At 66.6% G+C, this 26480-nt stretch carries 21 protein-coding genes; 16 read left to right on the top strand and 5 right to left on the bottom strand.

The window, feature by feature from the left end:
* The first annotated feature begins 200 nt into the window (after positions 1-200).
* The 11 genes from rpsA to ACQ7JA_RS00165 all read left to right on the top strand — a co-directional run bounded on the left by rpsA (position 201) and on the right by ACQ7JA_RS00165 (position 14832).
* Positions 201-1907 carry a 30S ribosomal protein S1 gene (gene rpsA, locus ACQ7JA_RS00115; RefSeq protein WP_430893724.1) on the top strand — a complete coding sequence of 569 codons (1707 nt, stop codon included), beginning with the start codon at positions 201-203 and terminating at the stop codon, positions 1905-1907.
* A 21-nt stretch (positions 1908-1928) separates the two neighbouring features.
* On the top strand, positions 1929-2234 hold the full coding sequence (locus ACQ7JA_RS00120) for an integration host factor subunit beta (protein WP_027864826.1): 306 nt from the start codon (positions 1929-1931) through the stop codon (positions 2232-2234).
* 179 nt (positions 2235-2413) lie between these two features.
* Positions 2414-2725: a LapA family protein gene (locus tag ACQ7JA_RS00125; protein WP_430893727.1), complete on the top strand. Its 312-nt coding sequence runs from the start codon at positions 2414-2416 to the stop codon at positions 2723-2725.
* 30 nt (positions 2726-2755) lie between these two features.
* Positions 2756-3931, top strand: a complete 1176-nt coding sequence (gene lapB, locus ACQ7JA_RS00130) for a lipopolysaccharide assembly protein LapB (protein WP_430893729.1) — start codon at positions 2756-2758, stop codon at positions 3929-3931.
* 5 nt (positions 3932-3936) lie between these two features.
* Positions 3937-4914 (top strand): D-glycero-beta-D-manno-heptose-7-phosphate kinase, encoded by a 978-nt coding sequence (rfaE1, locus tag ACQ7JA_RS00135; protein ID WP_430893731.1) that lies wholly within the window; start codon positions 3937-3939, stop codon positions 4912-4914.
* A 100-nt stretch (positions 4915-5014) separates the two neighbouring features.
* A complete protein-coding gene (locus tag ACQ7JA_RS00140) occupies positions 5015-5365 on the top strand; it encodes a ComEA family DNA-binding protein (protein WP_430893734.1) in 351 nt (116 codons plus the stop codon).
* A gap of 199 nt (positions 5366-5564) precedes the next feature.
* Positions 5565-7181 carry a methyl-accepting chemotaxis protein gene (locus tag ACQ7JA_RS00145; protein WP_430893736.1) on the top strand — a complete coding sequence of 539 codons (1617 nt, stop codon included), beginning with the start codon at positions 5565-5567 and terminating at the stop codon, positions 7179-7181.
* Between the two features lie 156 nt (positions 7182-7337).
* On the top strand, positions 7338-8717 hold the full coding sequence (locus ACQ7JA_RS00150; RefSeq protein ID WP_430893738.1) for a M28 family peptidase: 1380 nt from the start codon (positions 7338-7340) through the stop codon (positions 8715-8717).
* 104 nt (positions 8718-8821) lie between these two features.
* Complete coding sequence (gene cysM / locus ACQ7JA_RS00155; protein ID WP_430893740.1) at positions 8822-9724, top strand: cysteine synthase CysM; 903 nt, start codon at positions 8822-8824, stop codon at positions 9722-9724.
* A 153-nt stretch (positions 9725-9877) separates the two neighbouring features.
* Positions 9878-10810 carry a diguanylate cyclase gene (locus ACQ7JA_RS00160; RefSeq protein ID WP_430893742.1) on the top strand — a complete coding sequence of 311 codons (933 nt, stop codon included), beginning with the start codon at positions 9878-9880 and terminating at the stop codon, positions 10808-10810.
* Positions 10807-14832: a response regulator gene (locus ACQ7JA_RS00165; RefSeq protein ID WP_430893744.1), complete on the top strand. Its 4026-nt coding sequence runs from the start codon at positions 10807-10809 to the stop codon at positions 14830-14832. Before ACQ7JA_RS00160 ends, ACQ7JA_RS00165 begins: the two co-directional genes overlap by 4 nt.
* A gap of 92 nt (positions 14833-14924) precedes the next feature.
* Here ACQ7JA_RS00165 and ACQ7JA_RS00170 read toward each other — a convergent pair whose 3' ends face one another.
* The 5 genes from ACQ7JA_RS00170 to ACQ7JA_RS00190 all read right to left on the bottom strand — a co-directional run bounded on the left by ACQ7JA_RS00170 (position 14925) and on the right by ACQ7JA_RS00190 (position 20840).
* Positions 14925-15260 (bottom strand): hypothetical protein, encoded by a 336-nt coding sequence (locus ACQ7JA_RS00170; protein WP_036216124.1) that lies wholly within the window; start codon positions 15258-15260, stop codon positions 14925-14927.
* Positions 15261-15709: 449 nt separating this feature from the next.
* Positions 15710-16894: a lytic murein transglycosylase B gene (mltB, locus tag ACQ7JA_RS00175; protein ID WP_430893747.1), complete on the bottom strand. Its 1185-nt coding sequence runs from the start codon at positions 16892-16894 to the stop codon at positions 15710-15712.
* The gene (locus ACQ7JA_RS00180; RefSeq protein WP_430893749.1) at positions 16891-18912 is read right to left on the bottom strand and encodes a transglutaminase TgpA family protein; all 2022 of its coding nucleotides are present in this window, start codon (positions 18910-18912) and stop codon (positions 16891-16893) included. The genes mltB and ACQ7JA_RS00180 overlap by 4 nt, the downstream gene beginning before the upstream one ends.
* Complete coding sequence (locus ACQ7JA_RS00185) at positions 18909-19913, bottom strand: DUF58 domain-containing protein (RefSeq protein WP_430893751.1); 1005 nt, start codon at positions 19911-19913, stop codon at positions 18909-18911. The genes ACQ7JA_RS00180 and ACQ7JA_RS00185 overlap by 4 nt, the downstream gene beginning before the upstream one ends.
* A 6-nt stretch (positions 19914-19919) precedes the next feature.
* The gene (locus ACQ7JA_RS00190; protein ID WP_430893753.1) at positions 19920-20840 is read right to left on the bottom strand and encodes an AAA family ATPase; all 921 of its coding nucleotides are present in this window, start codon (positions 20838-20840) and stop codon (positions 19920-19922) included.
* A 178-nt stretch (positions 20841-21018) separates the two neighbouring features.
* Here ACQ7JA_RS00190 and ACQ7JA_RS00195 point away from each other — a divergent pair, with 178 nt between their 5' ends.
* The 5 genes from ACQ7JA_RS00195 (at position 21019) to ylqF (ending at position 26411) form a co-directional block, all read left to right on the top strand.
* On the top strand, positions 21019-21948 hold the full coding sequence (locus ACQ7JA_RS00195) for a histone deacetylase family protein (protein WP_430893755.1): 930 nt from the start codon (positions 21019-21021) through the stop codon (positions 21946-21948).
* A 107-nt stretch (positions 21949-22055) separates the two neighbouring features.
* On the top strand, positions 22056-22940 hold the full coding sequence (locus ACQ7JA_RS00200) for a hypothetical protein (protein WP_430893757.1): 885 nt from the start codon (positions 22056-22058) through the stop codon (positions 22938-22940).
* Between the two features lie 122 nt (positions 22941-23062).
* Positions 23063-23938 carry a hypothetical protein gene (locus ACQ7JA_RS00205; protein WP_430893759.1) on the top strand — a complete coding sequence of 292 codons (876 nt, stop codon included), beginning with the start codon at positions 23063-23065 and terminating at the stop codon, positions 23936-23938.
* Positions 23928-25151: a hypothetical protein gene (locus tag ACQ7JA_RS00210; RefSeq protein WP_430893761.1), complete on the top strand. Its 1224-nt coding sequence runs from the start codon at positions 23928-23930 to the stop codon at positions 25149-25151. Before ACQ7JA_RS00205 ends, ACQ7JA_RS00210 begins: the two co-directional genes overlap by 11 nt.
* Positions 25152-25463: 312 nt before the next feature.
* Positions 25464-26411 (top strand): ribosome biogenesis GTPase YlqF, encoded by a 948-nt coding sequence (gene ylqF, locus ACQ7JA_RS00215; RefSeq protein ID WP_430893763.1) that lies wholly within the window; start codon positions 25464-25466, stop codon positions 26409-26411.
* Positions 26412-26480 lie beyond the last annotated feature (69 nt).

A 26480-nucleotide genomic window follows, 5' to 3' on the forward strand; every position in this document is an offset into this window, starting at 1 on the left:
TGGAGAAAGAATGCCAGTGGCATTCTTTCTGGCCTGTACCGGGACGACGTGCAGGGGGAGGTGGTCCAAATGACATTTTCACTGTACGACGTCCTTGTTGGTGCCTGCGAGGTAATTTGCCGAGCAGGTGTGTTTCAACCTAACCCCAGTTCAGTCCGCACCATCGCCGGCCTGCTGGGCTAACCTGAGTAATCTCTTTTATGTCTACTGCAACCACCAAAGATACCGGTATGGAAAGCTTTGCCGCCCTCTTCGAGGAATCGCTGTCGCGTCAGGACATGCGTTCGGGCGAAGTCATTTCGGCTGAAGTCGTGCGCCTGGATCACAACTTCGTGATCGTCAACGCCGGCCTGAAGTCGGAAGCCTTCATTCCTGTTGAAGAATTCAAGAATGACCAGGGCGAACTGGAAGTCCAGATCGGCGACTTCGTTTCCGTGGCCATCGAATCGCTGGAAAACGGTTTCGGCGATACCATCCTGTCGCGCGACAAGGCCAAGCGCCTGGCATCGTGGCTGGCTCTGGAAAAAGCAATGGAGTCGGGCGAGATCGTCACCGGCACCGTGAACGGCAAGGTCAAGGGCGGCCTGACCGTCCTGACCAACGGCATCCGCGCATTCCTGCCGGGTTCGCTGGTCGACACCCGTCCGGTCAAGGACACCACCCCGTTCGAAGGCAAGACCCTGGAATTCAAGGTCATCAAGCTGGACCGCAAGCGTAACAACGTCGTCCTGTCGCGTCGCGCCGTCATCGAAGCATCGATGGGCGAAGAGCGCGCCAAGCTGATGGAAACCCTGAAAGAAGGCACCGTGGTCACCGGCGTCGTCAAGAACATCACCGACTACGGCGCGTTCGTCGACCTGGGCGGCATCGACGGCCTGCTGCACATCACCGACCTGGCATGGCGTCGTGTGCGTCACCCGTCGGAAGTCCTGTCGGTCGGTCAAGAGATCACCGCCAAGGTCCTCAAGTACGATCAGGAAAAGAACCGCGTCTCGCTGGGCGTCAAGCAACTGGGCGACGATCCGTGGACCGGTCTGTCGCGTCGTTACCCGCAAGGCACCCGCCTGTTCGGTAAAGTCACCAACCTGACCGACTACGGCGCGTTCGTCGAAGTGGAACAAGGCATCGAAGGCCTGGTCCACGTGTCGGAAATGGACTGGACCAACAAGAACGTGGCCCCGAACAAGGTTGTCCAGCTGGGCGACGAAGTCGAAGTCATGGTCCTGGAAATCGACGAAGAGCGTCGTCGTATCTCGCTGGGCATGAAGCAGTGCAAGGCGAATCCGTGGGACGACTTCGGCATGACCCACAAGAAGGGCGACAAGGTCAAGGGTTCGATCAAGTCGATCACCGACTTCGGCGTGTTCATCGGCCTGCCGGGCAACATCGACGGCCTGGTGCACCTGTCGGACCTGTCCTGGACCGAAGCCGGCGAAGAAGCCGTGCGTCGCTTCAAGAAGGGCGACGAGCTGGAAGCCGTCGTTCTGGCAATCGACGTCGAGCGCGAGCGTGTCTCGCTGGGCGTCAAGCAGCTGGAAGGCGACCCGTTCAACAACTTCGCTTCGCTGAACGACAAGGGCACCCTGGTCACCGGCACCGTGAAATCGGTTGAGCCGAAAGGCGCCGTGATCGCGCTGAACGAAGAAGTCGAAGGCTACCTGCGCGCTTCGGAAATCTCGCGTGACCGCGTGGAAGACGCCGGCACCCACCTGAAAGTGGGCGACAAGGTCGAAGCCCTGGTCATCAACATCGATCGCAAGGCTCGCAGCATCCAGCTGTCGATCAAGGCGAAAGACAGCGCTGACACCCAGGAAGCGATGAGCAAGCTGGCAGCCGACAACAGCGCCGCTTCGGGCACCACCAGCCTGGGCGCACTGCTGAAGGCCAAGTTCGACAACAAGGGTTAATCACCTTTTCGAGGCGACCAGATGACCAAGTCCGAGCTGATCAACCGCCTGGCTGAGCGTTATTCTCAGCTGGTGGCGAAAGATGCCGAGTTTGCCGTCAAGACCATTCTCGATGCAATGACCAACGCCCTGGCGACGGGCCAGCGCATCGAGATCCGCGGTTTCGGCAGCTTCGCGCTGAACAGCCGGCCCCCGCGCATCGGCCGCAACCCGAAGTCCGGCGACAAGGTGATGGTGCCCGAAAAACGGGTGCCCCACTTCAAGCCGGGCAAGCAGTTGCGCGAGCGGGTGGATGCGATGGTTGGGCAACCGATCATCGAAGACTGAAGTCGTCTGCGCAAGCGGAGTCTGCCACAGGCAGACACAAACGGCGTCCCCTCGGGGCCGCCGTTTTTTTTCGTCCATGCATGCTTCAGCGCCACCTCGGCTTTTGCATATATCATGTTGGATATGCGACACTTCGCCTTTGCGTACTCATTTGCCTATCCAACCAGCGGGCACTGCTGATGAAATTTGTTTCGACCATCGCCGGTATCATCCTTTTTGTCCTGTTCTTCGGCTTCGCCCTGAAGAACACCCAGGAAGTCGACCTGCACTTCTTCCTCAACTACGAACTGCGCGGTCCCCTGGTGCTGATGCTGCTGGCCTTCTTCATCGCCGGCGCCGCCCTCGGCATCCTGGCCCTGACCCCGACCGTGTTCCGCCAGCGCCGCCAGACCTCGCAGCACAAGAACACCATCCAGGCCCTGCAGAGCGCTGCCGGCACCGGCACCGGCAATGCCCAGCCGACGCCGGACGCCGTGAACCCGGCCCGCTGACCCGCGGCGCCACACACAGAACAAGAACACATGGAATTCGAAATCTGGATGCTGCTTGGCATCCCCTTTTTCTTCGGCCTGGGCTGGATCGCCGCCCGCGTCGACATCAATGAACTGGTCTCCGAATCGCGCTCGCTGCCGCGCGGCTACTTCAAGGGCCTGAACCACCTGCTCAACGACCAGCCGGACAAGGCCATCGACGCCTTCATCGAGATCCTCAAGCTCGATCCGGAATCGGCCGACATGCACTTCGCCCTCGGCAACCTGTTCCGCCGCCGCGGCGAGACCGAGCGCGCCATCCGCGTCCACCAGAACCTGCTGGCCCGTCCCGACCTGCCGGCCGAGCAGAAAGCCCATGCCCGCTACGAGCTCGGCATGGACTACCTGAAGGCGGGCCTGCTGGACCGCGCCGAGGAAACCTTCAACCTGCTGGTCGACACCACCTACGCCGTGCAGGCCCGCAAGGCCCTGCTGGAAATCTACCAGCGCGAGAAAGAATGGCGCCGCGCCATCGACGTGGCCGTGGGCCTGCAGGAATCCGGCGCCGGCGCGCGCCAGAAGGAAATCGCCCAGTTCTACTGCGAGCTGGCCCAGGATGCCCTGGTGCACCTGCCGCCGGCTGAGGCCATGGCCCTGCTGGACAAGGCCCTGCAGGCCGACCGCTCCAGCGTGCGCGCCACCATCCTCTACGGCGATGCGCAACTGGCCGAGGGCGACACCGAGGCGGCCCTGCTCACCTGGCGCCGCGTCGAGCAGCAGAGCGTGCCGCATGTGGCCCTGGTGGCCGGACGCCTGATGGACGGCTACCGCAAGGTCGGCCGTCCGCAGGAAGGCGTGAACCTGCTGCGCGCCTACCTGGCGGAAGCGTCCTCGATCGACCTGATCGAGGTCGTGTTCAAGGCAGTGATCGAACTCGACGGCGTGGAAGCTGCCAAGCAGCTGGTGATCGAGGAGTTGCGCCGCAACCCGACCCTGCTGGGCCTGGATAAACTGCTGGAAGCGCGGCTGATGGATGCCCCGGCCCATGTCTGGGAAGAGCTGTCGATGGTGAAGAACCTGGTGCAGCGCTACACCCAGAAGCTGGCGCGCTACCAGTGCAGCCACTGCGGCTTCAAGGCGCGCCAGTTCTACTGGCAATGTCCGGGCTGCAGCCGCTGGGAAACCTATCCGCCGCGCCGCACCGAAGAACTGAACGTGATGAACTGAGCAAGATGAGCAACCTGACCCCGAGCCGCCTGCTGGCGGCAGACAGTTTCCGCCGCGAGGCGGCTCCCAACCTCGCCGGCGTGCGCCTGCTGGTCGTGGGCGACGTGATGCTCGACCGCTACTGGTTCGGCGACGTTTCCCGCATCTCGCCGGAAGCCCCGGTGCCGGTGGTGCGCATCGAGCGCCGCGAAGAGCGCCTGGGCGGCGCCGCCAACGTGGCGAGGAATGCCGCCGCCCTCGGCGCCCACACGGGCCTGCTGGGCGTGACCGGCCAGGACGAGGCGGGCGACGAAGTCGAGAAGCTGCTGCGCGAGGCCTCGATCCACAGCTATATGAAGCGTGACGAGGCGAACTCGACCATCATCAAGCTGCGCGTCATCGGCCGCCAGCAGCAGATGGTGCGCATCGACTTCGAGGACGCGCCCAGCGAGACCGTGCTGCGCGACAAGCTCGACCAGTTCAAGGCCCTGCTGCCCGACTACGACGTCGTGATCCTGTCCGACTACAACAAGGGCGCGCTGGTGAACGTGGCCGAGATGGTCAAGGCCGCGCGCGCCGCCGGCAAGATCGTGCTGGTCGATCCGAAGGGCGACGATTTCACGCCCTACATCGGCGCGAGCATCCTGACCCCGAACCGCTCGGAGCTGCAGCGCGTGGTCGGCGGCTGGAAGACGGAAGAGCAGTTGACGGAAAAGGCCCAGCGCCTGCGCGCCGAGCTGGGCCTGATGGCATTGCTCGTGACGCGTTCGGAAGAGGGCATGAGCCTGTACAGCGAGAAGGAAGTGCTGCACGTGCACGCCGACGCGCGCGAGGTGTTCGACGTCTCGGGCGCGGGCGACACCGTGATCGCCACCCTGGCGGCCATGCTGGGCGCGGGCGCGCCGCTCGACGAGGCCCTGGCCACCGCCAACCGGGCCGGCGGCATCGTGGTCGGCAAGCTGGGCACGGCGACCGTCACCCGCGAGGAACTGTTCCCCGCTTGAGCTCGCTCAAACCCGGGCCGTCAACGGCGGCCGGGCTTCTCCGTTAGGGCAAGGATGGCCGGCGCCCGCCGGTCATCGTCCTCAACATCACGGAGAGAACATGATCAAGAAACTGGTACTTGCGGTTGCCGCGCTGCTTGCCTCGACCGGCTTTGCCTTCGCCCAGGTGGACGTCAACAAGGCCGACGCAGTCGCGCTGGACGGCGTCAAGGGCGTGGGCCCGAGCATGTCGAAAATGATCCTGGAAGAACGCGCCAAGGGCGAGTTCAGGGACTGGGGCGATTTCCAGGACCGCATCAAGGGCATGAAGGGCAAGAAGGCCATGAAGCTGTCGGAGGCGGGGCTGGTAGTGAACGGCAAGCCGATGGAGGCTGGCATGGCCAAGCCGGACAAGACGGCGGCCAAGAAAGAGGCTAAGGACAAGGCGGTCGAGAAGAAGGCGGCAATGTAGCGGTGAAAGAGGCCCGCGGAAACGCGGGTTTCAACGGCTGGGTCGGGCCGAGCGCCTGAACAATGTTGTAAAAAGTAACGATCGAGCGAGATAATTGACGAATTTGATTATAGAGGCAGACGCTGTGCTATAGTTGGTCATTGCCGCGAAGAAAATATACTTGTTTCTTTTGCACGACCCCTTTTTTAGAACGAAGACCATGAGCAAAAAGTCCCTCTCCATCGGTACGCGTCTGGCCGCAGGCTATGGCGCGGTGTTTCTTCTCATGATTGCCCTGACGGCACTGGCCGTCAGCCGTGTGGGCGAGATCGAGCGCGTCCTCAACCATATCAACGACGTCAACAACGTCAAGCAGCGCTACGCAATCAATTTCCGTGGAAGTGTCCATGACCGTGCAATCGCCCTGCGCGACGTCGTGCTGGCGGCGGACCCCGCCGGCGCCGCGGCGCCGGCTAAATTGATCAGGACGCTCGACGACAGCTACGGTCAGTCGGCCGTACCCCTGGACAAGCTGTTCCAGCAACTGGAAGGCATCCTGCCCGCCGAGCGCGACGCGCTGGCTGCGATCAAGGAGCAGGAGCGCCGTACCAAGCCGCTGATCGAGCGCGTGGTCGCGCTGCAGGCGGCCGGGCAGACGCAGGACGCCGCGGGGCTGCTGTCGCAACAGGCTGCGCCGGCCTTCGTCGACTGGCTGGCGAGCATCAACACGTTCATCGACCTGCAGGAAAAGCTGAACAATGAACAGGCGAACGGCGCACGCCGCATGGCGTCGGGATTTCTCGGCTGGATGACCTTGTTGTGCGTGGGCGCGATCGCGATCGGCGCAGCCGGCGCATGGTATATCGCGCGCGGGCTGCTGCGCCAGCTCGGCGGCCAGCCGGGGGATGCGGCGGCGATCGTCGGCGCCATCGCGGCAGGTGACCTCGGCGTGAAGATCGAGACCGCGCCGGGCGATCGCAGCAGTCTTCTGTTCGCCATGAAGGGAATGCGCGACAGCCTGGTCGCCATCGTCGAGCAGGTGCGCAACGGTACCCTCAGCATCGCCAGCGTGTCGACCGAGATTGCAAACGGCAACCGCGATCTTTCCAGCCGTACCGAGCGCCAGGCCGGTACGCTGGAAGCCACCAGTTCCTCGGTCGAGCAGCTCACCGCCACCGTGCGTCAGAACGCCGATCACGCTCACCAGGCCAATGCGCTGGCAGAGTCGGCGTCGGAAGTCGCGCTGCGGGGCGGCGCCGTTGTCTCCCAGGTGGTCGAAACGATGGCGACGATTAACGAATCGTCGAAGAAGATTGTCGACATCATCGGCGTCATCGACAGCATCGCGTTCCAGACGAATATCCTGGCGCTGAATGCCGCGGTCGAGGCCGCGCGCGCAGGCGAGCAGGGCCGCGGTTTCGCCGTCGTGGCGACCGAGGTGCGCAACCTGGCGCAGCGTTCCGCGGCGGCGGCCAGCGAGATCAAGGGCTTGATCGGCAGCTCGGTCGAGCGCGTGGACGCGGGGGCGCGTCTGGTGGATGAAGCGGGCTCGACGATGAGCGACATCGTGGAGTCGGTGCGCCGCGTCACCGACATCATGGCGGAGATCAGCCGCGCGAGCGCCGAACAGAGCGCCGGCATCGGCCATGTCAACCAAGCCATCGGCCAGATGGACGAGGCTACCCGCCAGAACGCCACCCTGGTGCAGGAAGCGGGCGCGGCGACGGCGTCGCTGGAACAGGAGGCGCAACGGCTGGCGGACGTGGTGAGCGTGTTCCGGCTCGGCGCGGCCAACGACGCTGCGCCGCCGGCGCGGATGGCGATCGGCCGCCACTGATCGTCCAGGGCGGCTGCGGGGGGCGGGTCCTGGATCCTGCTGCGGCACGTCATGCTGGCGCGGCAAAGTGCGTGGCGCACGTATTGACTGACACGGCCCAATTCGCATGAGAAGATGTGCGTGTCATATTGCACCTCCATGAATAGAAAGGTACGCATGCCTCACGCCCGCATCTCTTCTTCTCTGCTGGCCGCCTTGCTCGCCACCGCCGCGTCCGCAAACGCCGCGCCGGCCGCGCCGGCCGCGCCGGACCTGACGCGCCAGCAGCCGCAAATCAAGAAAATCCTCGCCGATGTCTCGCCCAAGCGCATCGAAGGCTACGTCGCCAAGCTGGTGAGCTTCGGCACCCGCCACACGATGTCGGAAACGGAATCCGACACCCGCGGCATCGGCGCCGCGCGCCGCTGGATCAAGGCCGAGCTGGAGCGCTGCGGCGCCGGCACCAAGCTGCAGGTGGCGTTCGACAGCCATATCGCCCCGGTATCGGCGCGCATCTCGCGCCCGACCGAGATCGTCAACGTGGTCGCCACCCTGCCGGGCAGCCAGGACGCCTCGAAGGACCGTATCTACGTGACCAGCGGCCACTACGATTCGCGCGTGTCCGACGTGATGAACTACACCGCCGACGCGCCCGGCGCCAACGACGACGCCTCGGGCACCGCGGCCATCATGGAACTGGCGTGCGTGATGTCGAAGTACAAGTTCGACGCGACCCTGGTGTTCATGGCGGTCGCCGCGGAAGAGCAGGGCTTGCTGGGCGCACGCCACTGGGCGACGCAGGCGCGCCAGAAGAACCTGAACATCGCCGGCATGTTCACCAACGACATCATCGGCAGCTCGCGCGCCGACAACGGCAAGGTGGACGACAAGCAGGTGCGCCTGTTCTCGCAGAGCATTCCGGCGACCAAGGAAATGAGCGAGGCCGTGCGCCAGCTCGTGGCCACCGGCGGCGACAGCGATTCGCTCTCGCGCCAGCTGGCCCGCCATACCAAAGAGCAGGGCGAGCGCTATGTGAAGGACTTCAAGGTGTCCGTCATCCACCGCGCCGACCGCTACCTGCGCGGCGGCGACCACATGCCATTCCTGGAACAGGGCTATGCCGCGCTGCGCTTCACCGAGCCGGCGGAAGACTTCGCGCACCAGCACCAGGACCTGCGTACCGAAAACGGCAAGGTCTATGGCGACCTGGCCGAGTTCAATGATGTCGACTACATCGCCAAGGTGACCCGGGTGAACGCCGCGACGCTGGCCTCGCTGGCCCTGGCCCCGGCCGCGCCGCAGGGGGTCAAGCTGCGCACCGACAAGCTGACCAACGATTCGACCCTGATGTGGCAGACGAATCCCGAGCCGGACGTGGCGGGTTACCGCATCGTCTGGCGCGAGACCACCGCCGCCAACTGGCAGGGTTCGAAGTGGGTCGGCAACGTGACCGAGGCGACCGTCGACCTGTCGAAGGACAATGTGTTCTTCGGCGTGCAGGCGGTGGACAAGGACGGCAACGTCAGCGTCGCCACCTATCCGATGCCGCAGCGCTGATCCGGCAGCATCGCGGACCGGCCTCGCCCTAGAGGCCGGTCTCGTACGCCACCTTGCGGACCGGATTAGAATAGCGGTTTGACGAAATCGCGAAAGAGCAAGGAATGGCTTACAAGACCATCGAAGACACAATCGGCAACACCCCGCTGGTGCGGCTGGTGCGCCTTCCCGGCGCGGATGCGGCAGCCCGCAACAACGTCATCCTCGCCAAGCTCGAGGGCAACAACCCGGCGGGCTCGGTGAAAGACCGCGCCGCGATGTGGATGCTGCGCGGCGCCGAGGAGCGCGGCCAGATCAAGCCGGGCGACACCCTGATCGAAGCGACCAGCGGCAACACCGGCATCGCGCTGGCGATGGCGGCGGCGATCCGCGGCTACAAGATGGTCCTCCTGATGCCGGACAACCTCTCCATCGAGCGCCGCCAGAGCATGGCCGCCTACGGAGCCCAGATCATCCTGACCCCGAAGTCGGGCGGCATGGAATACGCGCGCGACATGGCCGACCAGATGCAGAAGGACGGCCAGGGCATCATCCTCGACCAGTTTGCCAACGGCGACAATCCGCGCGCGCACTACGAGACCACCGGTCCAGAGATCTGGCGCGACACCGAAGGCCGCGTGACGCATTTTGTCAGCGCCATGGGCACCACCGGCACGGTCATGGGCGTGTCGCGCTACCTGAAGGAACAGAACGAGGCGGTCCGCATCATCGGCGCCCAGCCCGAAGAGGGTTCGTCGATCCCCGGCATCCGCAAGTGGCCGGAAGCCTACCTGCCGAAGATCTACGAGAAGGCGCGCGTGGACCAGGTCGAGCCGGTCAGCCAGGCCGCGGCCGAGCAGATGGCGCGGCGCCTGGCGGCGGAAGAGGGCATCTTCTGCGGCATCTCGGCGGCCGGCGCCTGCGAAGTGGCGCTGCGCGTCTCGCAGGCCGTGGAAAACGCGACCATCGTGTTCATCGTGTGCGACCGGGGCGACCGCTACCTGTCGACCGGCGTTTTTCCTGCCTAACCGTGTTCCGTTTCAGCAACGCTGAGAGTTGATTTGAGGAAATTGATGATACACTAGGGACATTCTGAATCGCCTTGAGGCAATTCCTAAACGGGCGTTTGGCGCGGCGTTCAGGCGTGCGGACGGTTTGTCCAACGAATAGGGGCTTTGTTGATGTTCAGCAGTGAAACCGCGCAACTCGCTTCCGGACGAGGCACCATCCTCGTGATCGACGATCAGCCGATCAATCTGCGCACGGCGTACCAGGCCCTCGCTCCCGATCATGAGGTCCTGATGGCAACGGGGGGCGAGGCGGGCATTGCCGCCTGTCTCAAGCACCGCCCTGACCTGGTCCTGCTCGATCTGGTCATGCCCGGAATGAACGGCGTCGAGACCGCGCGGCGGCTCAAGGCCGAACCCGATACCAGCGGCATTCCCCTGATTTTCGTTACCGCCAGTACCGATTTTGACGAAGAATCCGCCTGTTGGGAGGCCGGGGCCGTCGATTTCGTCAGCAAGCCCTTCAATCCGATGACACTGCGTCGCCGGGTGCAGGTACATCTTGCACTCAAGCTGCAGGCAGAGATGCTGCAGCGCATGGCCTACATCGACGGCTTGACCGAGATCCCCAACCGGCGCTACTTCAACGAGCGCATCGCCAGCGAAGCGGCGCGCGCGCAGCGCGATGGCGGCGCGCTGGTGCTGATGCTGGCCGACGTCGATTTCTTCAAGCGCTACAACGACCATTACGGCCACCAGGCCGGAGACGATTGCCTGCGCCAGGTGGCCGGCGCCTTCCGGCGCGCCTTGCAGCGGCCGAGCGACTTCGTGGCGCGCTATGGCGGTGAGGAGTTCGCCCTGCTGGCGCCCGGCGCCGACTGCGCGGCGGCAGTAAGATTGGCAGAGGCGGTCCGGCGCGAGGTGGCGCGCCTGGCCCTGCCGCACCTGCGCTCGGATGCTGGAGAAATTGTTACCGTCAGCATCGGGGTTGTGTGCGTCGACCGGGGAAGTGAGTGTGAGATCGACCTCATGCTGCGCCAGGCCGACCAGCAGCTTTACCTTGCCAAGCAAGCGGGACGTGATCGCGCCTGCATTGCCGCATCGTGAAACGGCGCCTGCTCTATCTGCCCGCGGTCCTGCTCGCGCTGGGCGCCATCCTCAGCGTTGCGGCTGCCCAATACCAGGAGCGCGACAACCGCCAGGTGCTGGAACGGCGCCTGCAACGGATCCTGGACAGCGCTGCGAACGGCGTCGGCGAACGCCTGCAGAACTACCGCAACGTGCTGCGCGGGATGCGCGGCCTGTTGCAGGTGACCGGTCCCGACCGCACCACCCAGCCGCAGCTGGCGGGCTATCTGGCGAATATCGACGTGGTCCATGAATTTCCCGGCGCAAGAGGCTTCGGTTTCGTGCGCCGCGTGCCCGAGGCCGAGGAGGTCGCCTACCTGGCGCGCCAGCGCGCCATTCACGGCCAGTTTGCGCTGCGCCAGTTTACACCGAGCACCGGCGACCGCTTCGTGATCCAGCTGATCGAGCCGATCGACGGCAACCGCATGGCGCTCGGACTCGACCTGGCTTCCGAACCGAACCGCCGGCGCGCCGCGCTGGCGGCGCGCGACAGCGGTAGCGCCCAGTTGACCGCGCCGATCACGCTGGTGCAGGCCGGCGGCGCGCGCGGCCAGGCGTTCCTGCTCCTGCTGCCGGTATATGACTACGGAGTGATCCCGGCCGCCGCTGAACGCAAGACCCATCTGGTGGGGTGGACCTACACGCCGCTGCAAGCGGCCACCGTGCTGCGCGATCTGATCGACCCGGCCGAACAGGTGGCGCTGGGGCTCGAGGACATCACCGACGGCGGGCGCGAAGTGGTGCTGCCGGTCGCCGCCTCCGGTCCCGGCGTGCTGCAGGCGCGCACCGAGACCACCGTGTTCGGGCGCCGCTGGCGCCTGACCCTGAACGCGGGCGAGGCCTTCGCTGCCCAGCAGGGACTGACCCAGTCCACGACGGTGCTGGCAGTGGGCCTGGCGGCCAGCGCGGCGCTGGCCCTGCTGGCCCTGCTGGTCTCGGCCGCGCGCGAGCGCAAGAGCGAATTGCGGGAAGAGCGCGCGCGCCTGGCTGCGATCGTCGATTCCTCGATCGACGCGATCATCGGCAAGGACTTGCGCGGGCACATCACGAGCTGGAACCGCGGCGCCGAACTCCTGTTCGGTTATGCCCGTCACGAGGCTCTCGGCCGCACCGCGGCCGAACTGCTGGTGCCGTCCGACCGTCTGGACGAGGAAAGCCGGATGCTGGCTTGGCTGAGCGACGGCGACAGCGTGGCCGACCTCGAAACCCGCCGCCGCCACAAGGACGGGCACCTGATCGACGTATGGCTGGCGGTGTCGCCGGTGCGCGCCGCCGACGGCAGGGTCGACGGTCTGGCGGTCACGGTGCGTGACATCACCGAGCGCAAGGCGAACGAAGAGATGGTGCACGCCGCCAACGCGCGCCTGGAAGAAACCGTGGCCAGCCGTACCGCCCAGCTCAGCCAGCTCAACGCGCTACTGGGCGGCGTGCTAGACGCCGCCACCGGCGTCGCGATCGTGGCGACCGATGCCGAGGGCCTGATCACCGTCTTTAACCGTGGCGCAGAATTGATGCTGGGCTACGATTCTCACGACATGGTCGGACGCACAACGCCGCTGTTGTTCCACGACTCGGACGAAGTGGCGGCACGGGCGGGCGAGCTCAGCGCCGCCGAGGGCAGACCGGTCGACGGCTTCGCCACTTTCGTCACGCCGGCGGCGCGCGACGGCGCCGAGACGCGCGAATGGACCTATGTGCGGCGCGATGGCAGCCGCCTTGCCGTGTCGCTGATCGTCAGCGCCATCCACGCGGCGGACGGCAGCATCGACGGCTACCTTGGGGTGGCGGTGGACGTCACGGCGCGCAAGGAACTGATGATGTCGCTGCGCCACGCCAAGGAGCAGGCCGATGCCGCCAGCGATGCCAAGTCGAGCTTCCTTGCCAATATGAGCCACGAGATCCGCACCCCGCTCAATGCCGTGATCGGCATGCTACAGCTGCTGCGCATGACCCAGCTCGACACTCGCCAGCAAGACTATTCCAACAAGGCGGAGCAGGCGGCGTGCGCCCTGCTGCAATTGCTCAACGATGTACTCGACTTTTCAAAGATCGAGGCCGGCAAGCTGCAACTCGACCCCCACCCGTTCGAACTCGACGGCTTGATGCGCGACCTCGCCACCGTCTTGTCCGGCAACCAGGGCGGCAAGCCCGTCGAAGTCCTGTTCGACCTGGATCCGCGCCTGCCGGCCTGCCTGGTGGGCGACCGCCTGCGCCTGCAGCAGATCCTCATGAACCTGTCGGGCAACGCGCTCAAGTTCACCGAGCGCGGGAATGTCTCAGTATCGATCGAACTGCTTGCGCAGGATGGCGACGCGGTCCGGCTGCGTGTGGCCGTGCAGGATACCGGCATCGGCATCGACCCATCGGTGCGCGACCGCATCTTCGAAGGATTCACCCAAGCCGAGGCATCCATCTCGCGCCGCTTTGGCGGCAGCGGACTGGGACTGGTGATCTGCCGGCGCCTGCTGGCGCAAATGGGATCCGAGCTCAGGCTGGACAGCACGCCCGGCGTCGGCAGCCGCTTCTGGTTCGACATCGCTCTCGAAACGGCGCCAGCGCCGGCGTCGGCCGCGCGCGCCCCGCTGAGGGTGCTGGTGGTGGACGACCATCCGGAGGCCGGCGACGCGTTGCGCCGCATGGTCGGCGGCATGGGCTGGCACGCCACCCTGGCCGGCGGCGGCGCCGAGGCGCTGGCGCTGGTGACAGGCGCGGCCTGTCCGTTCGACGTGGTGCTGCTCGACTGGCGCATGCCGGGCCTGGATGGGCTGCAAACGGCGCAGGCGATCCGGCGTAACTGCGAGGAGGCGCCGATCGTGCTGATGGTGACGGCGGCGGGACGCGAAATGCTGCTGATCGAGCATGGCCGCGAGGCCGAGGCCCCGTACGCCGGCGTGCTGACCAAGCCGGTCACCCCCCGCCTGATAGACGAAGCGGTGGCGCGCGCCATGGCGCCGCGAGCCGCGGCGCGCCCGGCGGCGCGGCGCATGCGACGTCTGGAAGCCATGCGCATTCTGCTGGTCGAGGACAATGCGGTGAACCGCCAGGTTGCGCGCGAATTGCTCGAAAGCGAAGGTGCGCAAGTGGCGCTGGCCGAGAATGGCCATGACGGCGTCGAGTTCCTGCTGAGCGCTGAGCGTCTCCCCGATGCGGTGCTGATGGACATGCAGATGCCGGTAATGGACGGCCTCGAGGCGACTCGGCGAATCCGGCGCGCGCTCGGCGCCACCTTGCCGATCATCGCGATGACCGCCAATGCGGGCGAGGACGACCGCGCGCGCTGCCTGGATGCAGGAATGAACGAGCACCTCGGCAAGCCGATCGACTTGGAGGCCCTGATACATGCCCTGAGGCCGATCGCTCCGCCCGCAACGCCCGCGGCCGGCGGCGCCTTGCGGGCAGTGCTGGCGCGTTTCGGCAACGACGCTGCCATTTATGTGCGCAGCCTCGACGCCTTCCTGCCCGATGCGGTGAAGCTGGCCGGACAGGCGCGTGTGGCGCTCGCGTCCGGTGAGTACGCGGCGGCCGCCGCGGCGATCCACAGCCTGAAAGGGGCGGGCGCCACCATTGGCGCGACCGCGCTGGTCGGGCGGCTGGCCGGGGTCGAGCGCAGCCTGCGCCAGGTGACCAGCGCCGCAGACCGGCATGCGCCGGCGCTGCGCAAGATAGAAACGGAAGTCGCGGCGGAGCTTGCGGCTATCACGCCGGACAGCCTCGCGCAGGCATGCGCCGCGCTACGGCTTGCCGTCGCCGCCGCCGTTCCGGCTGGAGCGGGCATGGACGCGGCGCGGGTGCCGCTGGCGAAGACGGTCGACCTCGAGGAGCTCGAGCGGTTGTTGGAGGATGGGAATATGCGTGCGCTCGACCTTGGCGAGGCCGTCGCAGCCCATGCGGCGGCGGATTCGCCGGCAGCGGAACTGGCTGCTCAGATCGCGGGGTTCGACTTCGAGGGCGCACGCGCCACCTTGGCGCGCCTGCGCGCCGCCAACTCGCCGGACCCCTGAATGCAAAGAGCCATCCTGGCGGATGGCTCCCTGGCTGTTTTCGCGGACCCGGACATCGCCGCTGACGATGCCCGAGACTTGCCCGGCGGGCATCACGCCTCTTTGGGCGCAGCGCCTTCCTTCGGCTTGAACTGCTTGTCGCTGATGCGGAACTTGGCACGGCGGTCGCCCATGAGGTAGCGCAGGTCGCGGATCGACAGGTCGCTGACTTCATGCATGCGGATCAGCAGCGAAGCGCCGACCGGCAGGCGGTGGTGGCGGATCTTCGAGATCACCGGCGGCGCCACTTCCAGGGCGCGCGACAGTGCTGCGTCGTTCTTCAGGCGGAGGTTCTCGATCAGGGTGTCGAGCAGGCGATTCGGGTTGTACTGCAGGAGTTCATCGGACTCCGAATCGCTGTTCATGTCGATGCCGACTTGGTTTGTCATGATTCAATATCCTATTTTTGGGTTGGACGGAGCCTCATGCGGCGCCCGGCTCCAGACAGGTAATTTCGTAATTTTCTATTCAATTGTACAACTAATTTCTTATCTGATACTTAATGGTAATAAGAATCAGGGTCTTCCCTTCGGAATTGTTGTCTCATCGCAACAATAGCCGCAATGCAATTCTCTCACAAACTCACGGAAATGGTTATTATTTTTTGGTCAATCAAAAGTGTAGTGTGAACGGGGCTTTGATGCCGCACGGTATGAAAACCGCTGACAGAATACTAAGAAAACAGGGGGTATGAGGGCCGCGTAGATGTTTCTATGGAGAATCTACGGGTCAAGCGCGCATACCCCTGGGGGGTATGCGGAAGAAGTGGTGGTTTTACGACAGGGTGCGACGGGAAATCCAGTTACAAATCGATACAAAGTTTCCCATTCAGCAACGCTTAATCGGCCCGCGCCGCACTCACCGCACGGCCGAGTTCGATCACCGACATGGCATAGAAATAACTCCGGTTGTACTTGGTAATGGCAAAGAAGTTATCGTTGGCGACCCAGTACTCGGTCGCTTCGGCGCCGTTCTGTAGATCGACCAGGCCGTAGAGGCGCTCGGCCGGCACGGCGGTCGCGGTCGTCACACCCGCCGCGCGCAATTCCTCCGGGCGCAGGGTGGCGGCCAGGCCGCGCTCCAGCAGCGGTTCCCAGGCGTGATTCGGCGACACGTCGGCGGCGAACACCGGGCTGCCGCGGTGTTCCGGGTTCCAGCCGTGCTGGACCAGGAAGTTGGCCACGCTACCGATCGCATCCTCGGATGAATTGCGCAGGTCGATCTGGCCGTCCTTGTTGAAGTCGACGCCGAATTTCAGGATGTTCCCCGGCATGAACTGCGGCATGCCGACCGCGCCGGCGAAGGAGCCCAGCAGCGAGAACGGATCGAGCTTGTGCTCGCGCGCGAACACCAGGGTGTTGGCCAGTTCGCTGCGGAAGAAGGCCATGCGGCTGGCGCGGTTCGGGGTTTCCGGATAGGCGAAGGCGAGGGTGGTCAGGGTATCCGGCACGCGGAACTTGCCGGTATCGCGGCCATAGATGGTTTCGACGCCGATGATGCCGACGATGATCTCGGCCGGCACGCCATAGGCCGCCTCGGCGCGCGCCAGGGCCTGGGCGTTCTCGTTCCAGAAGCGCACGCCGGCGCCGATGCGGATCGGCTCGATGAAGCGGTCGCGGTAGGCCTGCCAGTTCTTGGGTTTGCCCGGTGGGGCTGGTTTCACGAGCTGGACCGCGGAGTCGATGAAGCGCGCCTGGCCGAACAGCGATTCCAGCTCGCTGCGATCGAAGCCGTGCTGGGCGACCATCTCCTCGATGAACTCGCGCACCGCCTGCCATTCGAGGAAGTTGCTGTGCTCGCCGTCGTAGTCGATCACGGCGGCGGCGGGTGCGGCCTTGATCACGCGGGTGGACTTGATGGCAATGCGCTTGCCTTGTTTAGCCTTGACCTTGGTCTTGCCGGCCTTGGCTTTCGAGGCCTTGGTCTTGCTGTGGGCGGAAGCATCCTTCGCTGCGGCCGGCGTGCTGCCGATCGGGGAAAACGCCATGGCCAGTGCGGCAAGCAGGGGAACAAACGATTTCATCTAAGCTGTGACAATAGACTCTTCAAGGTGGCGGCCAGCCGCGGATTGGACTCCGGCTGGGGCGGCGCATAGCGCCAGGCGCTATAGCGGCGCAAGAACTCGACGGCGGCTTCGCGTGATGGCGGCGCCAGTTGTTGCGAGGCCGCGATCCGGGCCGCGTAGGCGGTGGGCCCTTCGTCCGCTGCGCGTGCCAGGCCCAGGTGGGCGAGGCGCTTGCATAGGACGGAGTATACCGCCTCGATAGGGTCAATTGCCTTGCGGCGATAGAAAATTCTGGCCAGCAGCAACACCAGGACGAGCAGGCTTGCAACCAAGGCAAAGCGCCAGTCCGACAGGGTGGATTGCAGGCTTTGCATCACCCCGGCCTGGCGTTCCGGCGTGTAGTTCAGCACCCACTGGTTCCAGCCATTGTTGACCGCGCCGATCGCGTTGCGCAGCTTGACCAGCAGCGAGTCTTCGCCGGCCCGGAACAGCGACAGGCCGCGCAGCGCGTCGATGCCGAAGGGCGCCGGCGGCTGCACCGCGGAGGCGAGGTTGCGGCGCACCCGCTCCGGCGCCACGGCGGCGGTCGGGTCGACCCGCACCCAGCCGCGGCCTTGCATCCAGACCTCGGCCCAGGCGTGGGCGTCGGACTGGCGCACCGTCATGAAACCGTCGATGGGATTGACTTCGCCGCCCTGGTAGCCGGTGACCACGCGCGCCGGAATGCCGGCCGCGCGCATCAGGAACACGAAGGCGCCCGAGTAGTGCTCGCAAAAGCCGGCCCGGGTCCCGTACAGGAATTCGTCGACCGAGTGGCGGCCCAGTAGCGGCGGCTCCAGCGTGTAGCTGTAGGGCTGTTCGCGGAACTGGCGCAGCACCGTGTTGACGCGCTCTCCCGGGTCGGCGATCTTGCGCAGGGCCAGGCCGGCCGCCAGCGCCTTCGGGTTGTACCCGTAGGGCAGCAGCAGCCACTGGTTCGCCTCGACCAGCGTCTCGCCGCCGTCGAGCGTGTAGTCCGGGTAGGAGGTCATCGCATAGCGCACGCGCCCCTCCAGGGCGCGGTCGCTGGTCAGCTCGATCTGGTGCGAGACCACGCTGCGGTAGCCGTCGATCTCGGGCAGGTGGCCGGGCATGTCGAGCGTGAACAGCCAGCGGGTGTCGGAGGGTTCGAGGGTCAGTTCGTAGCGCACCGCTTCGCCGCGCACGCGCAGGGAGACGTTGTCGAGTCCCGGCCGTGAACCGCCGCGCGTCCACGCGGTGCCGTCGAAAGCGTCCAGCACCAGGCCGCGCCAGTACAGCCTGGCCTTGTCCGGCACGGGGCCGTCGAAGCGCACCCGGAAGGCCGGGTCGTCCGACATGGCCAGGTTCGACATCTGGCCCGGCGCCATGCGTTCCGACAGCCCCGACTTGCCGCCGCCGCTGCCGCCGGAGCCCGGCATGCTCCACAGCGGACCGCCCAGGCGCGGGAAGACGAAGAACATGGCGATCGCCACCGGGGCCGCGAACAGCAGCATCCTGCCGCTCATCGCCAGGCGCGCGCGCAGGGGCGGCACCGCGCCGGTGAACTGGAAGGAGATCTGGGTGGTGAGCAGGGCCAGCACCGCCACCACCATCAGGACTGCCGTGCCGATGCCCTGGGCATAGAAGAAGTTGGTCAGCACCAGGAAGAAGCACAGGAAGATCACGACATACAAGTCGCGGCGCGCGTGCATCTCCAGCATCTTGAAGGCGACCAGCAGCACCAGCATGGCCACGCCCGCATCGCGCCCGAGCAGGGTCTGGTAGCTGAACTGCACCCCCGCCATGGCGCCGGCGGCGATCGGCAGCAGCACCAGGCTTGACGGCATGCGCTTGCCGCGCAGGGTGATGTAGCCGCGCCAGGCGAGCGTCGCGGCGCACAGCAGCGAGACCCACAGCGGCAGGTGGGCGGTGTGCGGCGCCAGCACCAGCACCGCGCTCCCGAGCAGCAGCAGTGTGTCGGCCTTGTCGCGCGGGAGCGGCAGGGCGAACAGCGGCGGCTTGACCGGATCCTTCATGCCGCCTCCAGGCCGTACAGGGCGAGTGCACGCAGGCAGGCCGCCTGGTGGGCCGCGCCGTTGGCGGCGTCGTAGTGCAGGGCGCCCAGGCGGAAGGCGTAGGGCAGGGCGCGCTGCTCGGCGTCCAGCACCCAGCGCGTCATGCGCGACAGGCGCAGTTCCACGTCGAGGTAGACGGGCAGGGCGGCGAAGTCGAGCACCAGCTCGTCGCCCGTCGCGCCTTCGAAGTGCTTGGTCACGAGCTGGCCGCCGAGTTCGGGATCGAGCCGCGCGATCTGGCGCCAGGCCAGCTGGCGCGGCGAGTCGCCGGCCTGGTAGCTGCGCACGCCGGCGAAGTCGTCATTGCCGCCCGCGCGCCCGCTGCCGCTTGCGCTGCCCGACATCGGCAGCGGCGGCGCGCCTTCTTCGGGGCGCGGATAGACCAGGGCGCGCGCGGCCGGACGCCAGTAGCTCCAGGCGCGGTAGAGGCCCAGCGGGAAGCGGGTGGACAGCACCACGCGCGCCGGCTGCAGCCAGCCCCGTTGCGCGGTCGGCACGGCCAGCAGCACGCTGGCGCTGCCCACGGCCTTGACGTCGACCACGTGGCGCGGCTCGTCGACGTCGTCGAAGTCGATCCAGATGCCGTAGCGCGCCAGTGTCGTGCGGTTGCTCAGGTGGAGTTCGAACTGCGCTTCCTGGCCGGCGAAGACCTGGGGCGTGCGGCCCTGCTGCAGGGCCAGGTGGGCCAGGTTACGGTAGGTGAAGACCATGTCGACCAGGGCGCAGGACAGCGCCAGGAAGGTCAGGGCGAAGCCCAGGCCCAGCTGGTAGTTGATCGAGCCGATGAGCAGGACCAGCAGCAGCACGGCGAAGCCGATGCCGGCGCGGGTGGGCAGGATGAAGACCCGGCGCTGGCTCAGCACCACCTCGCCCGCGTCCAGCGCGCCGCGGCGCGGCAGCCACTTGCCGGTGCTGCGCCGCAGCCAGCCCCTGAAACCCGCTCGCCCGGTACGGCCAGCCACCGCCATTTACACCGGCACCGATTTCTGCAGCTGCAGGACGAGGTCGCGGCTCGCCACGGCCATGCCCTGCGCCGAGCGCAGCGGGCGCAGGCGGTGGGCGCAGACCGGCACCAGCACGGCCTGGATGTCCTCGGGGATGACGTGGTCGCGTCCTTCCAGCGCGGCCCAGGCGCGGCCCGCCTGCAGCAGCGCGAGCGCGGCGCGCGGCGACAGGCCTTCGGCGAACAGGCCGTTCTGGCGCGAGGCCTGGGCCAGCGCCTGCACATAGGTGACCAGGTAAGGCGAGGCGTGGATCTCCTTCAGCGCGCGCTGGGCCTGGGCCAGTTCCGACGGCTGCATCGCCGGCTGCAGGTGCCGCAGCATGGCGCGGCGGTCTTCTCCCATCAGCAGGGCGCGCTCGGCGGCGGCGTCCGGATAGCCCAGCGACAGGCACATCAGGAAGCGGTCCAGCTGCGACTCGGGCAGCGGGAAGGTGCCGACCTGGTTGGCCGGGTTCTGGGTCGCGATCACGAAGAAGGGTTCGGGCAGGGCATGGGTGACGCCCTCGGCGCTGACCTGGCGCTCTTCCATCGCCTCCAGCAGGCCCGACTGGGTCTTGGGCGTGGCGCGGTTGATCTCGTCGGCCAGCAGCACCTGGGTGAAGATCGGGCCGGGATGGAACACGAAGCCGTTGGTCTCGCGCTCGTAGACCGAGATGCCGGCCACGTCGGCGGGCAGCAGGTCGCTGGTGAACTGGACCCGGTTGAACTTCAGGCCGAGCGAGATCGCCAGCGCGTGGGCGAGGGTGGTCTTGCCCACGCCCGGCAGGTCTTCGAGCAGCAGGTGGCCGCCCGCCAGCAGGCAGGTCAGGGCCAGCCGGACCTGCTGGTCCTTGCCGATGATGACCTGGCCGACCTGGCGCGCGGCCGCGTGTAGTTGATTGAACATAGAGGGTTCCAGTGATCCGTTCGGTGCGCAGTGCCGAGCAGGCCGGTGCGCCATCATGGTAGATTAGCGCCATTGGCAAGCTTTGTACTCCGTCGGCAACAAGCCTTCGCACCGATTCTATGCGAGATCGGCCGCGAGGGTGCGCCAAGGATGAGCAGGCACACGGAACCCCCAGAACATGAGCACAGCAATCTACAGCCACCCCGACTGCCTGCGGCACGAGATGGGCGACTGGCACCCCGAGTGCCCCGAGCGCCTGCGCGCGATCGACGACCAGCTGATCCTGGCGCGCCTCGATGGCCTGCTTGAGCAGCGCAGCGCGCCGCTGGCCGAGCCCGAGGACATCCTGCGCAACCACACGCCGGGCGCGGTGGCGCTGGTGCGCGACAACGTGCCGGCCCCAGGGGACTACTATCCGCTCGACGGCGACACCATCCTCTGCCACGACAGCTACCGCGCGGCCCTGCGCGCGGCCGGCGCGGCGGTGGCGGCGACCGACGCCGTGATCGCGGGCGAGGTCGACAACGCCTTCTGCTCGGTGCGCCCGCCCGGCCACCACGCCACGCCCACCGAACCGATGGGCTTTTGCTTTTTCAATAACGTCGCGATCGCGTCGCGCCATGCGATGGAGGTGCACGGCCTCGAGCGCGTGGCCATCGTCGACTTCGACGTCCACCACGGCAACGGCACGGCCGACGCCTTCCGCAACGATGCCCGGGTGCTGATGGTGAGCCTGTTCCAGCATCCCTTCTATCCCTACTCGGATCCGGAGCCGATCACGGCCACCAGCGTCAACGTGCCGGTGCCGGCGCTCGCCGACGGCGACACCGTGCGCAAGCTGGTGACCGACCTCTGGCTGCCGGCCCTGCATGCGCACCGGCCGCAGATGATCTTCGTCTCCGCCGGCTTCGACGGCCACCGCGAGGACGATATGGGCGGCATCGGGCTGGTGGAGGCCGACTACGCCTGGATCACGCGCCAGGTGATGGCGGTGGCGAAGCAGTACGCGCGCGGGCGCATCGTCAGCTGCCTCGAGGGCGGTTACGCCCTGTCGGCGCTGGGGCGCAGCGTCGTGGCCCACCTGAAGGTGCTGGCCGAGCTCGAATAGGCAGGTGGCCAGCGCCGCGCCCGGCACGGAACACAGCCGGCCGTCTCCCATCTAATCATGCACGACACCGGGCTCCGGGTCGGACAATGAACAACAAGGAGACGACCATGAAAGCTCTCAGGGCCTGGCTTGCGCTATGCCTCTTCCTCGCCGCCGGCTTCGCAAGCGCCGCCAACTACACCCTCTGGATCAATGGCCGCGCCGGCAGCGGCCCGGAGGGCACGCCGGGCAACTACAACGATTTCAGCTACTGGGGGCCGTCCTCGACGCCCGCCGGGGTCAACAAGAAGGCCGTCAACTGGGATGGCCGCAGCAGCATCGCTTCCCAGAGCGGCAGGGTGCGCGACGCCCTCGACTGCTTCTGCACCGGCAATAACTGGTGCTACGTCGTCACCTACAGCGCCGGCGACCTCCTGATGGGCTACACCATGGCCAACTACGGCGGCACGGTCCGCCAGAAGAAGAACGCGAGCCCGAACGCGGGCGGCGTCTGCGGCAACAGCGGCGCCGGCAGCCAGGCCGGATGGAACATCAAGTGGGTGCGCGCAGCAAGCGGCGCGGCGGGCGGCACCGAGCTGTCCGACATCGGCGCCTGGACCACCTCGGAGCCGCTGGTGCAGGACCTCAAGACCGGTACCGCACGCGCCATGTACAACCACAACGTCACGCGCAATGTCTGGTTCTACATGTACGCGGGCGCCAGGGGCACCGCCTATTCCTTCGTGCTGCCGGGGCAGGACGACGAGGTGATCGCCTACCACAGCTCGGGCGGCGTCGCGGGCAACTCCGGCAGGTCGCTGTGCAATCCGGGCGACTGGTTCTGCAACGACCTGCGGCTCGGCACCGCGAACAACCAGGGCGGCAGCGCCAAGTGGAGCTACCACTCGGTGGCCTTCCGTGACGACGGCGAGGACTACGACCACTACGGGGACGGCAACTGGGCCGGCATCATCGGCGTGGTGCGGGACGCCGTGGTGAATACGGCACAGTAGCTGCGACAGGATCGCAACACTTCACTCCTTTCCTGTTGTGAAAATTGACACGTATGCATGTCAGGCATAGAGTCGGACTCAGCCATAAGAAATATGGCAGACAACGACTATTGGAGACGACATTGAAGACAATCCGCATGATCGGCGCGCTGTGCCTGTTCCTCGTATCCGGCTGGGCAGCCGCCGCCAACTACACCCTCTGGATCAACGGCCGCACCGGCGGCGGGGCGATCGGCAACTACAACGACTTCAGCTACTGGGGCCCCGGCACCACTGCGGCCGGGGTCAACAAGAAGTCCGTCAACTGGGACGGCCGCAGCAGCATCGCCTCGCAAAGCGGCAAGGTGCGCGACGCCCTCGACTGCTTCTGCACCGGCAGCAACTGGTGCTACGTCGTGACCCATAGCGCGGGCGACCTGATGATGGGCTATACGCTCGCCAACTACGGCGGCTCGGCGCGCCTCAAGAAGAACGCCAGCGCGAACAGCGCCGGCGTGTGCGGCAACAGCGACGGGTCGACGCAGACCGGCTGGAACATCAAGTGGGTGAGGGCGGCTTCCGGCGCGGCCGGCGGCTCCGAGCTCTCGGACGTCGGTTCCTGGACCACCTCGGAACCGCTGGTGCAGGACCTCAAGACCAGTACCGCGCGCGCCATGTACAACCACAACACCACCCGCAACATCTGGTTTTACATGTATGCGGCCGCCAAGGGCACCGCCTATTCGGGCGTGCTGCCGGGCCAGGACGACGAGGCCGTCGCCTACCACAGCACCGGCGGCGCGGCCGGCAGCTCGGGCGGCTCCTATTGCAACCCGAGCGACTGGTTCTGCAACGACCTGACCCTCGGCACCGCGGCCAACGAGGGCGGCAGCGCCAAGTGGAGCTACCACTCGGTGGTCTTCCGCGACGACAGCGAAGCCTACAACCACTACGCGAACGGCAACTGGGGCGGCATCGTCGGCGTGGTGCGCAGCGCGGTGGTGAACAGTGCCCTCTAGCTTCAACAAGCCGCTGATCGGCCTGGGCGTGGCGCTCGCCGTCGCGCTCGGGCTGTGGCTGGGACGCGGCGAGCCGGAGGCGGCCCCGCAGGCCGCCGCCGCGCCGCCGCCCTCCGGCCCGCAGTTCTCGAACGCCGTGCCGGGCGGCGATGGCCTGCCTGTCGTCAGCGACCGCCAGGAGCGCCGGCGCCTGCTGGTCGAGCAGGTCCGGCTCACCGACCACAGCTATTGCAGCTACCTCGAGGGCAGCAGGTACCCGATGGAATCGCGCCCGGTAGCCCAGAATCCCGACCAGGTCCACCCGAACCAGCCCGTCGTCGAGGCCAACCCCATGCGCATGGAAGGCGGCGCGACCAATGGCTCCGTGCTGCTGCAGACCTCGCAGTCCCACGTCTACCTGGCCGCCGGCGAAGCGGCCGCCTTTTCCTTGCGCGCCGTCGATTCGCAGGGCCAGACCCTGCCGATCGTGATCACCCGCGCCGTGGCCCAGGGCATGACCTACGGCGCCAGCCGCCCCACGCCGCAGGTGGCGGTGCCCTTCGCCGACGATGGCGGCGGCGCCGACCCGGTGGCGGGCGACAATGCCTATGCCGGCACGCTGGCCCCGGGCCAGGGCGGCCTGGCGGGCTTCCACGGCACCATCCGCACCGAGGTGCGCTACACGGCGGGAGGACGCAGCGGCTTCGCCCTGTTCGACGTGATCTATACGCCGGTGCTGCCGGCCACCTGGACGGGCAAGGTGCGCGAGGCGGTCGAGGAAGGTTCGCTGCACTACTACCTCGGCCTGGAAGTGCGCCAGCCGGGGCGTTACATCGTCACCGGCCGCGTCGACGACGCGCGCGGCAAGCCTTTCGCCGTGGCCACCTTCAACGACGTGCTGCAGACCGGCACGCGCGAAGTGAAGCTGACCGTGTTCGGCAAGCTCCTGAAGGACGAGAGTCCGGCCATGCCGCTGACCCTGCGCGACGTCGACGGCTACCTGCTGCGCGAGAACGTCGATCCCGACCGCCTGCTGGTGCCGCGCCTGCAGGGCCGCGTGTTTGCCGGCCGCACGCGTTCGATGGACGGGGTGTCGGATGCCGAATGGCAGAGCGAGGAGCGCAGCCGTTACCTGAACGAGTACGCGAAGGACCGCAACGCCGCGCGCGCCGCGCTGGCCGCCTTCGATCCGGCGCAGCCGCTGCCGCCCAGCGCCTGCGGCGGCAAGCCCTGAGGACGGGCGAGGCTTCGCTCAGAGGGGCAGGACAGGGAAGCGCTGGAAGAGGCAGGCGACGGCGATCAGTCCGCACAGGGTGCCGAACACGATCCAGCGCGTCAACGCAGTCTTGGGTGCCTGGTGCATGGCAGTTCTCCGTGAGATGGCGAAAAGTCCATTGTCGGGCCATCGGGTGCGCGATGCGTTGCAGAGTATCAACAGACCAGTGCGGGATGGGCCGCTTGGGCCGTCAGGCGGCCACGCGGTTTCTTGCAGCGGCGGACGGCAGCGTAAAATAGCGCCTTGAATTGAAGATTACGAAAGCACAGCATGTCCATTCAATGGTTCCCGGGGCACATGAACGCGGCCAAGAAGGAAGCCGCCGAGCAGATGGAGAACACCGACCTGGTGATCGAAGTCCTCGACGCCCGCCTGCCCGAGGCGAGCTGCAACCCGCTGGTCGATGAACTGCGCAAGTTCCGCCAGCGTCCCAGCCTGAAAATCCTGAACAAGATCGACCTGGCCGACCCGGTCGCGACCGCCGCCTGGAAAGCCTATTACGAGGCCCAGGAAGGCGTGACCGCCTACCCGATGACGACCAAGAAGCCGGCGGACGTCGCGCGCATCCCCGAGATCTGCCAGTCGCTGGCCCCGCACCGCGGCGTGCCGACCAAGCCGCTGCGCATCATGATCATGGGCATCCCGAACGTCGGCAAGTCGACCCTGATGAACGCGCTGCTGAAAAAGCGGGTGGCGAAAGTCGGCGACGAGCCGGCCGTGACCAAGACCCAGCAGAAGCTCTACCTCGGCAAGCACATCGTGCTGGTCGACACCCCGGGCATGCTGTGGCCGAAGATCGCCATGGCCGGCGACGGCCTGATGCTGGCGGCCAGCCACGCGGTCGGTTCGAATGCCCTGATCGAGGAGGAGGTGGCCGAGTTCCTGGGCAACCTGCTGCTGGAGCGTTATCCCCACCTGCTGACGGCCCGCTACGGCTTCAAGACCGAGGGCCTGGACGGCATCGCCGTGATCGAGCAGGTGGCGGCGCGCCGGGGCTTCCGCATGCGCGGCGGCGACTTCGACTACGAGAAGGCGGCCCACGTGCTGCTGCACGACTACCGCACCGGGGCGCTGGGCAGGATCAGCCTGGAGACGCCGGAAACCCGCGCCGCGGCCCTGGCGCAGCACGCGGCCGAGATGGCGGAAAAGGCGCGCATCGCCGAAGAGAAGGCGGCCCTGAAGGCCGAGGAAGCGATGCGCGGCAAGCGCGGGACGTGATTTTGTAGGGTGGTCGGCTTCGCCGACCGCGCGTTCAACTCCCGTATGAATGGATGTGGCGCGAGCTGT

This window comes from Massilia sp. BKSP1R2A-1 (assembly GCF_050586525.1).
Taxonomy (GTDB): domain Bacteria; phylum Pseudomonadota; class Gammaproteobacteria; order Burkholderiales; family Burkholderiaceae_D; genus Telluria.

Bases quoted from the DNA above. Each gene is read 5' to 3' on its own strand.
- rpsA (WP_430893724.1), top strand. From the start codon at position 201: ATGTCTACTGCAACCACCAAAGATACCGGTATGGAAAGCTTTGCCGCC.
- ACQ7JA_RS00120 (WP_027864826.1), top strand. From the start codon at position 1,929: ATGACCAAGTCCGAGCTGATCAACCGCCTGGCTGAGCGTTATTCTCAG.
- ACQ7JA_RS00125 (WP_430893727.1), top strand. From the start codon at position 2,414: ATGAAATTTGTTTCGACCATCGCCGGTATCATCCTTTTTGTCCTGTTC.
- lapB (WP_430893729.1), top strand. From the start codon at position 2,756: ATGGAATTCGAAATCTGGATGCTGCTTGGCATCCCCTTTTTCTTCGGC.
- rfaE1 (WP_430893731.1), top strand. From the start codon at position 3,937: ATGAGCAACCTGACCCCGAGCCGCCTGCTGGCGGCAGACAGTTTCCGC.
- ACQ7JA_RS00140 (WP_430893734.1), top strand. From the start codon at position 5,015: ATGATCAAGAAACTGGTACTTGCGGTTGCCGCGCTGCTTGCCTCGACC.
- ACQ7JA_RS00145 (WP_430893736.1), top strand. From the start codon at position 5,565: ATGAGCAAAAAGTCCCTCTCCATCGGTACGCGTCTGGCCGCAGGCTAT.
- ACQ7JA_RS00150 (WP_430893738.1), top strand. From the start codon at position 7,338: ATGCCTCACGCCCGCATCTCTTCTTCTCTGCTGGCCGCCTTGCTCGCC.
- cysM (WP_430893740.1), top strand. From the start codon at position 8,822: ATGGCTTACAAGACCATCGAAGACACAATCGGCAACACCCCGCTGGTG.
- ACQ7JA_RS00160 (WP_430893742.1), top strand. From the start codon at position 9,878: ATGTTCAGCAGTGAAACCGCGCAACTCGCTTCCGGACGAGGCACCATC.
- ACQ7JA_RS00170 (WP_036216124.1), bottom strand. From the start codon at position 15,260: ATGACAAACCAAGTCGGCATCGACATGAACAGCGATTCGGAGTCCGAT.
- mltB (WP_430893747.1), bottom strand. From the start codon at position 16,894: ATGAAATCGTTTGTTCCCCTGCTTGCCGCACTGGCCATGGCGTTTTCC.
- ACQ7JA_RS00180 (WP_430893749.1), bottom strand. From the start codon at position 18,912: ATGAAGGATCCGGTCAAGCCGCCGCTGTTCGCCCTGCCGCTCCCGCGC.
- ACQ7JA_RS00190 (WP_430893753.1), bottom strand. From the start codon at position 20,840: ATGTTCAATCAACTACACGCGGCCGCGCGCCAGGTCGGCCAGGTCATC.
- ACQ7JA_RS00195 (WP_430893755.1), top strand. From the start codon at position 21,019: ATGAGCACAGCAATCTACAGCCACCCCGACTGCCTGCGGCACGAGATG.
- ACQ7JA_RS00200 (WP_430893757.1), top strand. From the start codon at position 22,056: ATGAAAGCTCTCAGGGCCTGGCTTGCGCTATGCCTCTTCCTCGCCGCC.
- ylqF (WP_430893763.1), top strand. From the start codon at position 25,464: ATGTCCATTCAATGGTTCCCGGGGCACATGAACGCGGCCAAGAAGGAA.